At 71.2% G+C, this 15,155-nt stretch carries 8 protein-coding genes; all 8 read left to right on the top strand.

Annotation, left to right across the window (positions count from 1 at the left end; all coding sequences use genetic code 11):
- The first annotated feature begins 209 nt into the window (after positions 1-209).
- The 8 genes from NH2_RS04385 (at position 210) to NH2_RS04350 (ending at position 15,146) form a co-directional block, all read left to right on the top strand.
- Positions 210-1,220, top strand: coding sequence for an alpha/beta hydrolase (locus NH2_RS04385; RefSeq protein WP_067648476.1), 1,011 nt, complete (start codon positions 210-212; stop codon positions 1,218-1,220).
- Positions 1,221-1,381: 161 nt separating this feature from the next.
- Positions 1,382-3,262: an alpha/beta hydrolase-fold protein gene (locus NH2_RS04380; protein WP_084505208.1), complete on the top strand. Its 1,881-nt coding sequence runs from the start codon at positions 1,382-1,384 to the stop codon at positions 3,260-3,262.
- A 74-nt stretch (positions 3,263-3,336) separates the two neighbouring features.
- On the top strand, positions 3,337-3,864 hold the full coding sequence (locus NH2_RS04375) for a DUF732 domain-containing protein (protein WP_067648470.1): 528 nt from the start codon (positions 3,337-3,339) through the stop codon (positions 3,862-3,864).
- A complete protein-coding gene (locus tag NH2_RS04370; protein WP_084505207.1) occupies positions 3,861-4,844 on the top strand; it encodes a cutinase family protein in 984 nt (327 codons plus the stop codon). Before NH2_RS04375 ends, NH2_RS04370 begins: the two co-directional genes overlap by 4 nt.
- Positions 4,845-5,026: 182 nt before the next feature.
- Entirely contained in the window at positions 5,027-6,016 is a 990-nt protein-coding gene (locus NH2_RS04365; RefSeq protein ID WP_174552804.1) for an LLM class F420-dependent oxidoreductase, read from the top strand.
- 192 nt (positions 6,017-6,208) lie between these two features.
- Entirely contained in the window at positions 6,209-8,122 is a 1,914-nt protein-coding gene (gene fadD32 / locus NH2_RS04360; protein ID WP_067648461.1) for a long-chain-fatty-acid--AMP ligase FadD32, read from the top strand.
- A gap of 122 nt (positions 8,123-8,244) precedes the next feature.
- Positions 8,245-13,605: a polyketide synthase Pks13 gene (gene pks13 / locus NH2_RS04355; RefSeq protein WP_067648459.1), complete on the top strand. Its 5,361-nt coding sequence runs from the start codon at positions 8,245-8,247 to the stop codon at positions 13,603-13,605.
- Positions 13,602-15,146: an acyl-CoA carboxylase subunit beta gene (locus NH2_RS04350; RefSeq protein ID WP_067648454.1), complete on the top strand. Its 1,545-nt coding sequence runs from the start codon at positions 13,602-13,604 to the stop codon at positions 15,144-15,146. The genes pks13 and NH2_RS04350 overlap by 4 nt, the downstream gene beginning before the upstream one ends.
- Positions 15,147-15,155: the final 9 nt, after the last annotated feature.

Genomic DNA, 15,155 nt, shown 5'->3' with positions numbered 1-15,155 from the left:
CGGTGGGTAAACGATCCCTCCGTCTTGCGAAGGAATCCGGGGTCGAATATCGTCCAGCGAGCGCGAGTGTGACCAGATCGTTGTAGTGCGCTCCGCAGGGCCGGTGGTCGGGATCCGGTCCTGCGGGGCCGCGCGTCTCGTAGGCAACACTGGTGCGGTCCCCGCCGGGGTGGGAGCCGCGCCACGACAGCAGGAAGAGAGCAGAATTCATGCGTTTCGGCAGGGCGGCCGCGCCGAAGAAGACGAAAACGGGATGGCGTGGCCGAATTCTGGCCGTCGGTGCTGCTGCGCTAGCGCTGCCGATCGCCGCCGGTATCGCGGCCCCGACCGCCGCCGTGGCGGCTCCCGCCCCGGCGCTTCGGGCGCCGGCGGGCGGGGTCGAGGACCTCATGGTTCCGTCCGGGATGGGCCCGATCAAGGTTCAGGTGCAGTGGGCGGCTCGCGGCGGTAACGCGGCGCTCTACCTGCTCGACGGCCTCCGGGCGCGGGACGACCGCAATGCCTGGTCGTTCGAGACCAATGCGCTCGAGCAGTTCAAGAACGACAACATCAGCCTGATCATGCCGGTCGGCGGGCAGTCGAGCTTCTACACCGACTGGTACGCCCCCAGCAACACCAACGGTCAGAAGTCCACCTACAAGTGGGAGACCTTCCTGACCAAGGAGTTGCCGGACTTCCTGGCGGGCTACGGCGTCTCCAAGACCAACAACGCGGTCGCCGGCCTCTCCATGGGTGGCAGCGCCGCCCTCGCGCTCGCCGCCTACCACCGCGATCAGTTCAAGTACGCCGCGTCCTACTCCGGCTACCTGAACATCTCGGCGCCGGGCATGCGCGAGGCCATCCGGGTCGCCATGCTGGACGCGGGCCGCTTCAACGTCGACTCGATGGCGGCCCCGTGGAGCCCGCAGTGGCTGCGCATGGACCCCTTCGTCTTCGCGCCGCAGCTGAAGGGGCTGCCGATGTACATCTCGGCCGCGTCCGGCCTGCCCGGCCAGCACGATCGCCCGAACTCGGCGATCGGCGTCTTCAACACCGGTAACGCGATGGCGCTCGAGGCGCTCTCGCTGGTGAACACCCGCGCGTTCCAGGTCCGGCTGAACTCGCTCAAGATCCCGGCCGCCTTCAACTTCCCGGCCGCGGGCACCCACTCGTGGAAGTACTGGGAGGGCGAGCTCTTCAACTCCCGCCAGGGCATCCTCGACGCCACCGGCGCTTGGTGACACCACCCCCGTTCGACGCCGCGGCGCCGTCAGCTTCCTCCGGGAAGCGGCGGCGCCGCTGCCGTTTCCGCGCTCCGCGCAAAGCGGGCAAATCTTGAGCATCGGCCTGCGGTTGGCGCGTCGCGCCGGGAAAAGCCTCGTGAGCAGGGTACAAACAGTGAATGGCAGGGAAGAGCGGGGGCGGTGACGAGCGACGACCGGGCCGTGCGGGCGCGCCGGCAACCAATGCGCGACCGCGCCGCCGCCTGCTGACGCTCGCCGCCGCCGCGGCCATGGCGCTCCTGCCCGCCGCCACCCCGGTCAGCACGGCCCAGCCCGCCACCGCGCCCGGCGGTGCCGCGGTGAGCAAGGTTGTCTGGCTGGACGACCGGCGGGTCGCGCTCTGGGTCGACTCGCCGTCCATGGGCGCGCCGACCCAGGTGCAGCTGCTGCTGGCCAGGGACTGGAACGCGCGCCCGGACGCCACCTTTCCGGTGCTCTTCATGCTGGACGGGCTGCGCGCCGCCGACAGCGAGTCCGGCTGGACCAAGGACGCGGGCGCGGAGAGCTTCTACGCCGACAAGAACGTCACCGTGGTGCTGCCGATCGGCGGCCAATCCAGCTTCTACGCCGACTGGGTGCGCCCGGACAACGGGCACAACTACCAGTGGGAGACGTTCCTCACCAGGGAGCTGCCCCCGCTGCTCGAGCAGCAGTGGCGGGCCACCGGTGCCCGCGCCGTCGCCGGGCTCTCCATGGGCGGCACCGCGGCCATGTTCCTGACCGCCCGCAACCCCGGCTTCGCGAAGTTCGCCGCCTCCTACTCCGGCTTCCTGACCACCACCACGCTCGGCATGCCGCAGGCCATCCAGTTCGCCATGCGGGACGCGGGCGGCTTCGACTCCAACGCCATGTGGGGCCCGCCGACCGATCCGGGCTGGCCGGAGCACGACCCGTACCTGCTCGCCGACAAGCTGCGCGGCGTCAGCCTGTACGTCTCCAGCGGCAGCGGCGCCACCGGCCCGCACGACCTGGCCTCCACCATCCCCGGCATCAGCACCAACTACGCGGGCACCGGGCTGGAGATCCTCTCCCGGCTCACCTCGCAGAACTTCGTCGGCAAGCTGGGCGAGCTGAATATCCCGGTGCAGGCCAACTACCGGGCCTCCGGCACGCACTCCTGGCCGTACTGGGACTTCGAGATGCGGCAGTCCTGGCCGCAGGTGGCCGCGGCGCTCGGGGTCGAGGCCGACAAGCCCGCCTGCGAGGTCGGCGGAGCCATCCAGCCGGTCACCGCGGTCAACCCCTGGCTCGGCGACTGCCTGACCAATGAGTACCCGGTGCCGGGCGGGGTGGCGCAGGACTTCCGCTCCGGCCGGGTGCTCTCCGCCGCCGACACCGGCGCGCACCCGGTGGCGGGCGCGCTGGCGGGCGGGTACATGGCCGCGGCGGCCGGTCCGGCGCCGCTCGGGCTGCCCACCGGCGACGAGGTGCTGCTGCCGGACGGCCGCGGCCGGTTCCAGAGCTTCCTGGACGGCTCGCTGTACTGGACCAGGGAGACCGGCGCGCAGGTGGTGCGCGGCGCCGTGCTCGGGGCCTGGGGCGCGCAGGGCTTCGAGCGCGGGCCGGCCGGCTACCCCGCAGGCCCCGAGGTCCGATTGCCCGATCGCGACGGAATGGTGCAGAGCTTCGAGCACGGCGCCTTCTACTACAGCCCGGCGACCGGGGCGCACCGGGTGCAGGGGCTGATCCTGGGCAAGTACGCGCAGCTCGGCTTCGAGAAGAGCCCGGTCGGGTTGCCGGTCGACGGGGAGCAGCCGGCCAGGGATCTCGGCCGGTACGCCCGGTTCGAGGGCGGCACGCTGTACTGGAGCCCGCTCTCCGGCGCCTGGGCGGTGCGCAACGGCCCGATCATGGACGCCTGGCGGGACGCGGGGTACGAGAACGGCAGGCTGGGCTACCCGATCAGCGACGAGTTCGCGGTGCCCGGCGGGGTGCAGCAGAACTTCCAGGCCGGGTTCGTCACGGTGCGCGACGGGAGGCAAGAGATCCACGGCATCTGAACGGCATCGGGGAGCGGCCCGCTAGCCTGGTGGGCGACCGACCCCCGAACGCCGACAAGCGAGGACAAGAATTCATGCATCGGACCCGTGGAAAGGTGATGGGCGTCGCCGTGGCGCTCGCCGCCACCGGCCTGCTCGCGGCCTGCGGTGACAACGACTCGACGGCGTCGAGCACCCCGTCGCTGAGCACCACCGCGTCGGCCGCGAGCCAGGCGCCCACCTCCGCCGCACAGGCGCCGGACCAGGGCGCGACCCCGTCGGCCGAGGTCTCGGCCCCGCCCGCCGCGGAGTCGCCGGAGCGCCCCGAGCCGGTGCCCACCGATGCCGTCCCGCCCGCGAACACCACGACGCTCGGCGACCGGGACCAGCAGTTCCTCGACGCGCTGGCCGCCAAGGGCGTCACCCCGTCCACCCCCGACATCGCGCTCAGCATCGGCGCCTACGTCTGCCAGGGCAGCGCGGCGGGCGCCTCGGATCAGGACCTGATGACCTTCGTCTCCGCGATGGCAGGCTCCGACCCGTCCTTCGACCCGGCCAAGATGCCGGTCGAGCAGGCCGGGAAGATCTACCTCGATACCGCCAAGCAGACCTACTGCTCGTGAGCGCACGCCGCGGTTCGTCGCCCCGCCGGTCCCGGCCGGCGGGGTGCCTGGTGTTCCTGCTGGTCGTCGCGCTGATCGTGATCGCGGCGCTGCTGCTCTGGTACCTGCTCGCCGGACGGCTGAAGGTGCCCGGCCCCGGCCCGACCCCGCCGGAGCCGCCCGCCTCGCAGCCGGCGGACTGCCCGGACGTGCAGTTCGTCTCGATCCCGGGCACCTGGGAGTCGAACAGCAACGACGACCCGCACAACCCGGTGGCGAACCCGGTGTCGCTCATGATCAATGTCTCCGCCCCCATCGCCGAGCGGTTCCCGGCCGAGCGGGTGGACGTCTACACCGTCCCGTACGTGGCGCAGTTCTCGAATCCCATCGCCATTCCGCCGGACGGCCAGCAGTCCTACAACAACAGCCGCTCCGAGGGCACCACCCGCGCCGTCGAGCTGCTCACCGAGGTGCACGAGCGCTGCCCGCTCACCTCGTACGTCATCGCCGGGTTCTCCCAGGGCGCGGTGATCGCCGGCGACATCGCCGCGCAGATCGGCGCGGGCGACGGCCCGGTCCCGGCGAAGCTGGTACTCGGCGTGACGCTCATCGCGGACGGCAGGCGGGCCCCCGGCACCGAGGGCGCGGCCATCACGATCGGGGCGGAACCGCCCGGCGTCGGCGCCGAGGTGGCGTTGAAGGGGCTGAACGTGCCCGGAATCACCATGACCGGCCCGCGAGAAGGCGGATTCGGCGAACTGGCGGGCCGCGTCTACACCATGTGCGCGCCCGGCGACCTCATCTGCGACGCCCCGCGCGACGCCCTGAGCCCGGCGAACATCATGGGCAGCGTGCTCACGCTGACCAGGGCCGTCGGCAACCCGGTGCACAGCCTCTACAACGGCTACGTCGTCGACGGGGCGGGGACGACCGCCACCGGCTGGACCCTCGACTGGGCGACGGGGTTGATCGAAGGTGCTCCGCGGCCACCTCATTCGTGAGGTCTCACAGCAGTGTGGCGCGCACGTTCGCGTGCTCGCCAGCGGTGCGGCCGCAACCGTTCTCGGGGGTTGCGGGACGCTGTAAAGTGCGCTGGTGATCGCACCTGGCCCCAGAGGAGCATGAGTTCATGACACACGCCGGAGCACCGGCCACCGCCGAGCCGAGCGCAGCGGCAGCCGAGCTGACCGCGCTGGGCACGCCGCTGCGCAGATTCCGGTTCGCGGCCGCGGGCGAGGGCAACAAGCAGGAGGGCGGCGCGCGCAAGTTCGTGCAGACCGCGCAGCAGGCCGAGGAGTACGGCTACGACACCTTCGTCGTGCCCGACCACCTCGGCGACCAGATCGGCCCGATCGCCGCGCTCGGCGCGCTGAGCCAGGCTACCGAACGCATCCGGCTCGGTACTTCGGTACTGGCCAACGGCTTCCGCCACCCCGTGGTGCTGGCCAAGGACCTGGCCACCATCGACGTGCTCTCCAGGGGCCGGCTCGAGGTCGGGCTCGGGGCGGGCTGGAAGCAGGACGAATTCCTCGCCGCCGGGCTGGAGTACGACTCCCCCGGCGTGCGGCTGGCCAAGCTCGACGAGGCACTCACCATCCTCGACGTGCTGCTGCGCGGAAGGGAGTGCACCTTCGAGGGCAAGTATTACCAGGTCAAGGGCATCAAGGGCACGCCGCGGCCGCGGCAGGGGCCCCGCCCGCCGATCTGCACCGGCGGCGGCGGACCGAAGATGCTCCGCCTGGCCGCCAAGCATGCCGACATCGTCTCGGTCGTTCCGGTCACCACCAAGAACGGCAAGGGTCTGCTCTCCGGGATCACCCTGGAGAAGACCGTCGAGAAGGTCGAGCTCATCCGGGAGGCGGCCGGTGACCGGTTCGGCGACATCGAGCTGAACTGGGCCATCACCGCCATCGTCATCACCGACGATCGGGAGAAGACCGCCGAGATGGCGCTCTCCGCCATCGAGCGCGGGCTGCACCCCGACCTCGAGGTGGACACCCAGCTCTCGGTCGAGGACATCCTGAACTCCCCGTACGTCGCCATCGGCTCGTTCGAGGAGATCGCGGAGCAGATTCGCCGGGTCCGGCAGCTCACCGGGCTGTCGTACGTGGGCATCTTTCCCACCCAGATGGATGCCTTCGCACCCGTGATTCCGCTGCTGCGGGAAGAGTGACCCGGTCTTCTCTGTAACATGACTCTGGTTTGAGTACATCTAGCCTTTAGCGGTCACCGCGCAGACCGCGACGAAATCTGCCGCGCCGGTGCTCGGACACGGAGTGCCCGCCCGGCGAAAGCGAGTCGGGGCCTCACAGGTATCAACGGCATCTCGCCGTCGGGCTGTTCGTGCCTCGGAGGAGAAGAAGGAATGGAAACGACTTTCGACGAGTACCTGGACGAGACCGGGAACATCCGTATTCCCGAGGATCACACCCTGGTCGACCACGTCGAGAAGCACACGCGGAACGACGCGAACACGCTCGCGTACCGCTACATCGACTACTCGCGCGAGCGGGACGGTGAGGCACTCGAGCTGACGTGGCGTGAGTTCGGTGTCCGGTTGCGCGCGGTGGCCGGCCGACTCCAGCAGGTGACCAACCCGGGCGATCGGGTCGCGATCCTGGCCCCGCAGGGGCTGGACTACGTGATCTCCTTCTTCGCCGCCATCTTCGCGGGGAACATCTCGGTGCCGCTCTTCGACCCGGACGAGCCGGGCCACACCGACCGGCTGCACGCGGTGCTCGGCGACTGCACGCCGTCGGCGATCCTGACCGCGAGCTCGTCGGCCGCGGGCGTGCGCCAGTTCTTCCGCTCGCTGCCCGCCGCCCAGCGGCCCCGGATCATCGCGGTGGACGCGATCCCGGACAGCGTCGGCGACACCTGGGTGCGGCCGGAGCTCGAGATCGACGACATCGCGTACCTGCAGTACACCTCCGGCTCCACCCGGACCCCGGCAGGCGTGGAGATCACGCACCGCGCGGTCGGCACGAATGTGCTGCAGATGGTGGACGCGCTGAAGATCGACATGAGCTCGCGCGGCGTCACCTGGCTGCCGCTCTTCCACGACATGGGGCTGCTGACGGTGATCCTGCCCGCGGTGGGCGGCAAGTTCATCACCATCATGTCGCCGAGCGCCTTCGTGCGCCGCCCGTACCGGTGGATCAAGGAGCTGGCCGCGGTCTCGGATGGTGCCGGTACTTTTGCTGCCGCCCCGAACTTCGCCTTCGAGCACGCCGCCGCCCGCGGCCTGCCCAAGAACGGTGAGTCGCTCGACCTCTCCAACGTGATCGGGCTGATCAACGGCAGCGAGCCGGTGACCACCTCGTCGATGAAGAAGTTCAACGAGGCCTTCGCCCCCTACGGCCTGCCCAAGACGGCGATCAAGCCCTGCTACGGCATGGCCGAGGCCACGCTCTTCGTCTCGGCGACCAAGCACGAGGACGAGGCCAAGGTCAACTACGTCGACCGCAACGAGCTGAACGCGGGCCGCATGGTCCGCGTCGACCCCACCCACGAGAACGCCATCGCCCAGGTGAGCTGCGGCTACGTCGCGCGCTCGCAGTGGGCCGTCATCGTGGACCCGGACACCGTGGAGAGCGGCGTCGGCACCGAGCTGCCGGACGGCCGGGTCGGCGAGATCTGGCTGCACGGCGAGAACATGGGCATCGGGTACTGGGGTCGCGACGAGGAGACCACCAAGACCTTCAAGAACCGGGTCGGCGAGCGGCAGCCCGGCGACAGCCGCGCCGAAGGCACCGAGAAGGACGCCGACTGGATGCGCACCGGCGACTACGGCGTGTACTTCGAGGGCGAGCTCTACATCACCGGCCGGGTCAAGGACCTGGTCATCGTGGACGGCCGCAACCACTACCCGCAGGACCTGGAGCACTCGGCGCAGGAGGCGAGCACCCAGCTGCGCCCCGGCTTCGTCGCCGCCTTCTCGGTGCCCGCGAACCAGCTTCCCGCCGTGGTCTTCGAGCAGAACTCCTCCGGGCTCCAGTTCGATGCCGACGACGGCTCCGAGCAGCTGGTGATCGTGGGCGAGCGCGGGCCGGGCGCGGGCAAGGCCGATCCGCAGCCGATCGCCGACGCGGTGCGCGCGGCGATCTCGCAGCGGCACGGCGTCACCGTGCGCGACGTGCTGCTCGTGCCCGCGGGCTCGATCCCGCGCACCTCCAGCGGCAAGATCGCCCGGCGCGCCTGCAAGGCCGCCTACCTGGAGGGAACGCTGCGGGGTGGCTACACCCAGCAGGCGTTCCCGGACGCACCCGACGAAGAGTGAGCACCGATTCCCGGCGCCCCGAGCGGCGCCGGGAATCGTCCCGTATGCCGGAGCCTCGGTGCACCGCTCGATTCCGGCGTTCGCCCGGTGCGACGCACGCACCCGAGTAGCTTGAGGAATTGATGGCTGACAACGAGGGCAACCCCACTTCGCCGTCCGGCGGCGCCGAGCGACCCGACATCTCCGTCGCCGAACTGCGGGAGTGGTTGCGCAACTGGGTCGCCGACGCCACCGGCCAGCAGCCCGACCAGATCACGGTCGACCGCCCGATGGAGGAGTTCGGCCTCGCCTCGCGCGACGCCATCGCGCTCGGCGGCGATATCGAGGAGCTGACCGGCGTCATGCTCACCGCCACCGTGGTCTACCAGCACCCGACCATCGCCTCGCTGGCCGAGCGGATCGTGAACGGCGAGCCGGAGGCGCCCGCCGAGACCACCGACGACGCCTTCTACACCTCCTACAGCCCCGGCGCGGCGCACGACATCGCGATCGTCGGGCTCAGCACCCGGCTCCCCGGAGCGGGCGACACCCCCGAGTCCACCTGGGACTTCCTCATCAACCGCGGCGACGGCATCCGCGAGCTGCCGGAGGGCCGCTGGTCCGAGTTCCTCGGCGAGCCGGAGGTGGCGCAGGCCGTCGCGGAGAGCAACAGCCTCGGCGGCTACCTCGATCAGGAGGTGGTGAAGGGCTTCGACGCGGAGTTCTTCGCCATGTCGCCGATCGAGGTCGAGCGGGTCGATCCGCAGCAGCGGCTCATGATGGAGCTCACCTGGGAGGCGCTGGAGCACGCCCGGATCCCGGCCAGCGAGCTGCGCGGCACCCCGGTCGGCGTCTTCATCGGCTCCTCCAGCAACGACTTTCAGCTCATCGCGGCGCTCGGGCTCGGCGCCGAGAAGGACCCGAACGTCCCGGCCTCGGCCGACGCCTACGCCATCATGGGCAGCGTCAGCAGCATCATCGCGAACCGCGTCTCCTACTTCTTCGACTTCACCGGCCCGTCCGTCACCATCGACACCGCCTGCTCGTCCACCCTGGTCGCGGTGCACCAGGCGGTGCGCGCGCTGCGCGAGGGCGACGCCGACCTGGCGCTGGCCGGCGGCGTGAACATGATCCTCGCGCCCTTCGCCAACCTCGGCTTCGACAAGAACGGCGCGGTGGCCAAGGACGGCCACATCAAGGCGTTCTCCTCGGATGCCGACGGCATGGTCCGCTCCGAGGGCGGCGGCCTGGTGGTGCTCAAGCGGCTCGCCGACGCCGAGCGCGACGGCGACCGCATCCTCGCCGTGGTCAAGGGCTCGGCCACCAACAACGACGGCCGCTCCAACGGGCTGCTCGCGCCGAACCCGGACGCCCAGGCCGAGGTGCTGCGCCGGGCCTACCGCGACGCGGGCATCGTGCCCTCCTCGGTCGACTACATCGAGGCGCACGGCACCGGAACCCTGCTCGGCGATCCCATCGAGGCGGATGCGCTCGGCCGGGTGGTCGGCCGCGGCCGGGACGACGACAAGCCCGCGCTGCTCGGCTCGGCGAAGACCAACTTCGGGCACCTGGAGTCGGGGGCGGGCGCGGCCAGCCTGGCCAAGGTGCTCATGGCCTTCCAGAACGACGTGCTTCCGCCGAATATCGGGTACGCCGGGCCGAACCCGTACATCCCGTTCGAGCAGGCGCACCTGAAGGTGGTGGACGAGCCGACGCCGTTCCCGCGGTACAGCGGGGTCGCCACCGTCGGCATCTCCGGGTTCGGCTTCGGCGGGACGAATGCGCACGTCGTGCTGCGGGAGTACACCGGGCCGGAGGGGGTGCCCGCCGCCGGGACCGCAGGCCCCGCGGTCGCCGCCGACTCCGCCGCGGTCGCGGCACAGCCCGCCGTCGCGGTCGGCTCCGCCGTCGCCGCGGACGAGCTGGTCGCCGATGCGACCGGCAACGCGGCCGACGACTCCGTTCTTCCGTCGGGCGGCACGATTGCGGCGCCGTCCGGCAACGGCGCCGTCGTGCCCGGCTCCGGCGACGCCGCCGGGCCGTCGAGCGCCGATGCCGCCGGTGCGATCGGCGCCGCGGCGGGCACCGGCGCTGATGTCGCCGGTGCCACCGGCAGCGATGTGGTCGCCGCCGCGACCGAGATCCTGGTCGAATCCGCCGAGCCCGCCGAGTGGACCGGCGAGCGCGCGGAGCCGCTCCCGGTGATCCTCCCGGTCTCCGCCTACCTCCCCTCCCGCCGCCGCCGCGCCGCCACCGAGCTGGCCGATTGGCTGGAGAGCCCGGCCGGGCAGGCCACCCCGCTCGCCGACGTGGCGCGGGCACTCGCCAAGCGCAGCCACTGGCGCTCGCGCGGCGTCGTGCTCGCCACGACGCACGAGGAGGCGATCGCCGGGCTGCGGCAGCTGGCCGCGAACAAGCCTGGCCCCGGCGTGTTCAGCGCCGACGCCCCGGCCGCGCAGGGCGCCGTGTGGGTGCTCTCCGGCTTCGGCGCCCAGCACCGCAAGATGGGCAAGCAGCTCTACGCCGAGAACGCCATCTTCCGCCGCACCGTCGACGAGGTCGACGAGCTGGTGCAGGACGAGGCGGGGTACTCGATCCGGGAGATGCTGCTCGACGACGGCCAGGATTACGACGTCGGCACCTCCCAGGTCGGCATCTTCACCATCCAGATCGGGCTCGCCGCGCTGCTGCGCGCGCACGGCGCCGAGCCCGCCGCCGTGGTCGGCCACTCCATGGGCGAGGTGGCAGGCGCCTATATCGCCGGTGGGCTCGCGCTGGCGGACGCCGTGCGGGTGATCTGCGCCCGCTCCCGCCTGATGGGCGAGGGCGAGGCCATGATCACCGACGACGACGTGCGCAATATGGCGCTCGTCGAGCTCAGCGCCGACGACGTGGCCGAGCTGCTGCACGACTACCCGGACGTCGAGGTCGCGGTCTACGCCGCGCCGACGAATACCGTGGTCGGCGGCCCGCAGGCGCAGGTCGCCGCGATCGTCGCCAAGGTCGAGGAGGCGGGCAAGTTCGCCCGGGTGCTGCCCACCCGCGGCGCGGGCCACACCTCGCAGATGGACCCGTTGCTCGGCGAGCTCGCCGCCGAGCTGGCCGGGCTGGAGCCGACCGCGCTGCGCGCCGGGCTCTACTCCACCGTGCACAGGGAGCAGTTCTTCAAGGCCGGGCACGATCCCGTGCACGACGAGGATTACTGGGTGAAGAACATGCGGCACAGCGTGTACTTCACCAATGCCGTCAAGCTCGCGGTCGACGCCGGGCACAGCACCTTCCTGGAGCTGGCGCCGAACTCGGTCGCGCTCATGCAGGTGCTCGGCACCACCTTCGCGGCCGGGCTGCACGATGCCCAGCTGATCCCGACGCTCAAGCGCAAGGAGGACGAGTCGGCGGGCGTGCTCGGCGCCTTCGCCCAGCTCTACGTGCACGGGCACCGGGTGAACCTCTCGACGCTGCTGCCCGCGGGCGGCTTCGGCGACATCCCGCGCACCTCGTTCCTGCGCAAGCAGTACTGGCCCAAGGCCGCCATCCGGGTCTCCGGCCCGGCCGGGGCGCCGGGCGCGCACGTCGCGCTGCCGGACGGCAGGCACGTCTGGGAGGTGCCCGCGGGCGCCGTCACCGATGCCGCCGCGCTGGTCACCGCGGCGGCCGCGCAGGTGCTGGCCGATCCGGCGCTCGGCGCGTCCCAGCTGCACGGCGCGCTGCCCGGGTCCGGGTCGCTCACCACCACGCTCACCCCGCACCCCGGCGGCGCCTCGGTGCAGGTGCACGCCAAGGAGGCGAGCGGTTTCCGGCTGGTGCTGGACGCGGTCGTGGTCTCCGGCGCGCCGCTGCCCGCGACCACGCTCGCGCCCGCTCCGGCCGCCGCGCCCACCGGCGATGCCGACATCGAGGTGGTCGAGAGCTTCGGCGACCGCTGGGACCCGAACGGCCCGCAGCCGCTCGAGGACCGGCTCGCCACCATCGTGGCGGAGTCCATGGGGTACGCGGTCGAGGACCTGCCCATGGAGATCCCGCTCATGGAGCTGGGGCTGGACTCGCTCATGGCCATGCGGATCAAGAACCGGGTGGAGTACGAGTTCGACATCCCGCAGCTGCAGATCGCCGCGGTGCGCGACGCCAGCCTGCGCGAGGTCGGCAAGGTGCTGCGCTACGCCATCGACCACCGCGAAGAGGTGCAGGCGATGGCCGACCGGCAGGCCGCGGGCGAGGGTGAGCTCGAGGTCGGCGGCGATTTCGTCGCGGCCGCGCGCGCCGCGCTGGAGGCGGGGGAGGATCCGCTGGCCGCGGCCGCGCAGACCGCGCCCACCGAGCTGTCGGACAGCACGCCGTCCCCCGAGGACACGGCGGCCCGACCCGCCGAACCCACCCCGGCGCAGGCCGCGGCGCCGGAGCCCGACTCCTCCTCGGACGAGGACGGCGTACCGCCACGTGACGCCGCCGAGCGGCTCACCTACGCCACCTGGGCCCTGGTCACCGGCAAGTCCCCCGGCGGCATCTTCGACACCCTGCCGATCCTCGACTCCGACACCGCCGAGAAGCTCGCCGCCCGGCTCACCGAGCGGGTCAAGGCCGAGGTCACGCTGGACGACGTGCTGGACTGCGAGAGCATCGAGCAGCTCGCCGACGTGGTCAGGAACCTGCAGGACAGCGGCGCCGACGTGGAGGGCTTCATCCGCCCGCTGCGCGCCAAGACCGACGGGTCGGTCCCGGTCTTCGTCTTCCACCCGTCCGGCGGCAACACCCTGGTCTACGAGCCGCTGCTCAAGCGGCTGCCCGCGGAGACGCCGATGTACGGCTTCGAGCGGGTCGAGGGAACCATCGAGGAGCGGGCGCGGCAGTACCTGCCCGAGCTGCGCAAGATCCAGGGCGACGGCCCCTACGTGCTGTACGGCTGGTCGCTGGGCGCCGTCTTCGCGCTGCAGGTGGCGCGGCTGCTGCGCGACGAGGGCGCCGACGTCCGGCTGGTCGGGCTGATCGACCTGGCCATCCCGGCCGAGCCCGAGGACAACAGCCCGGACGAGCGGCTGCGCCGCATCCAGCGCTACCAGGAGTTCGCCCGCAAGACCTACGGCGTCGAGGGCGACCTGCCGGAGGAGCAGCTGCGCGAGCTGGCCAATGCCTCGGACGACGAGCAGTACACCATCGTCAGCCAGCTGATCAAGCTGAGCGGCGCCAAGATCCCCGGCGGCGTGCTGGAGCACCAGCGCACCTCGTGGATCGAGGGCAGGCACCTGGCAGGCATGCAGCCCATCCGGTACGACGGCGACGTCGTGCTCTACCTCGCCGACCGCTACCACGACGGCATGATCGAGCTGGAGCCGCGCTACGCCGAGCGCAAGCCGAACGGCGGCTGGGGCGAGTACCTCTCGAACCTCGACGTCATCGAGATCCCCGGCGACCACCTGCAGATCATCGACGAGCCGCGGGTCGGCCGGATCGGTGCCGACCTCAGCGCCCGGCTCGACGTCATCGAAAAGTCGAAAGGGGACGCGTGACCAAAACCGCCGATAAACTCGCCGACCTGCGCAAGCGACTGGAGCTGGCGCAGGAGCCTGCGGGTGAAGCGGGCGTGGCCAAGCGCGCGACGAAGGGGATTCCGAGCGCGCGCGATCGCATCAATATGCTGGTCGATCCTGGCACCTTCGTGGAAATCGGTGCGCTGGTGCGCAAGCCGGGCGATCCGGCGGCGCTCTACGGCGACGGCGTCGTCACCGGGCACGGCCTGGTCGAGGGCAGGCCGGTCGCGGTGTTCTCGCACGACCAGACGGTGTACGGCGGGTCGGTCGGCGAGATGTTCGGCCGCAAGGTCACCCACCTCATGGAGTACGCGGCCAAGGTCGGCTGCCCGGTGGTCGGTATCAACGACTCCGGCGGGGCCAGGGTGCAGGAGGCGGTGACCTCGCTGGCCTGGTACGCCGAGCTGGGCCGCAGGCAGGAGCCGCTCTCCGGGCTGGTGCCGCAGGTCTCCATGATTCTCGGCAAGTGCGCGGGCGGTGCGGTGTACGCGCCGATCAATACCGACGTCGTGGTCGCCACCGAAGAGGCGTACATGTTCGTCACCGGGCCCAAGGTGATCCGCGAGGTCACCGGCGAGGACGTCAGCCTGGAGGAGCTCGGCGGGGCGCACAGCCAGGCCGAGTACGGCAATATTCATCACGTCGCGAAGGATGAGCCCTCCGCCTTCGAGTGGGTGCGCCGCTACCTCGCCTTCCTGCCGACCAGCTGCACCGAGCAGCCGCCGGTGGTGAACCCCGGCATAGAGCCCGAGGTCACCCCCAGCGACCTGGAGCTGGACGCGATCATGCCGGACTCCGACAATGCCGGCTACGACATGTACGACATCCTGCTCCGCATCTTCGACGACGGCGATTTCCACGAGTTCGGCGCCTCCGCCGGCCGCAATGTGATCACCGGCTTCGCCAGGGTGGACGGCCGCAGCGTCGGCGTGGTGGCGAACCAGCCCATGGTCTACGCAGGCGCGCTGGACGCCCGCGCCTCCGACAAGGCCGCGCACTTCGTCCGGATCTGCGACGCCTACGGCCTGCCACTGGTCTTCGTGGTCGACACCCCCGGCTTCCTGCCCGGCGTCGAGCAGGAGAAGATCGGCGTGATCAAGCGCGGCGGGCGCTTCCTCTTCTCCTTCGTCGAGGCCAGCGTGCCCAAGGTGACCGTGGTGATCCGCAAGGCATACGGCGGCGGGTACGCCGTGATGGGCTGCAAGCAGCTCGGCGCCGACGTCAACCTGGCCTGGCCGACCGCCCGGATCGCGGTCATGGGCGCGGAGAGCGCGGTCAGCCTGATCGGCGGCAAGCAGATCGCCGCCGCCCCCGAGGAGCAGCGCGCCGCCATCAGGCAGCAGATGATCGACTTCTACAACGCCACCATGGCGACCCCGTGGGTGGCCGCCGAGCGCGGCTACGTCGACGCCGTGATCGAGCCTTCGGCCACCCGGCTCGAGCTGCGCAAGGCGCTGAAGCTGCTGGCGGACAAGAAGGTCGCGCCGAGCCCGCGCAAGCACCACCTGCTCCCGCTCTGACGCGATCGG

This window comes from Nocardia harenae NBRC 108248 (assembly GCF_001612885.1).
In the GTDB taxonomy this organism is placed as follows: Bacteria; Actinomycetota; Actinomycetes; order Mycobacteriales; family Mycobacteriaceae; genus Nocardia; species Nocardia harenae.
The sequence above is the reverse complement of the archived record's forward strand: the minus strand, read 5'-3'. Positions and strand labels throughout refer to the sequence as shown.

Bases quoted from the DNA above. Each gene is read 5' to 3' on its own strand.
- NH2_RS04385 (WP_067648476.1), top strand. From the start codon at position 210: ATGCGTTTCGGCAGGGCGGCCGCGCCGAAGAAGACGAAAACGGGATGG.
- NH2_RS04380 (WP_084505208.1), top strand. From the start codon at position 1,382: ATGGCAGGGAAGAGCGGGGGCGGTGACGAGCGACGACCGGGCCGTGCG.
- NH2_RS04375 (WP_067648470.1), top strand. From the start codon at position 3,337: ATGCATCGGACCCGTGGAAAGGTGATGGGCGTCGCCGTGGCGCTCGCC.
- fadD32 (WP_067648461.1), top strand. From the start codon at position 6,209: ATGGAAACGACTTTCGACGAGTACCTGGACGAGACCGGGAACATCCGT.
- pks13 (WP_067648459.1), top strand. From the start codon at position 8,245: ATGGCTGACAACGAGGGCAACCCCACTTCGCCGTCCGGCGGCGCCGAG.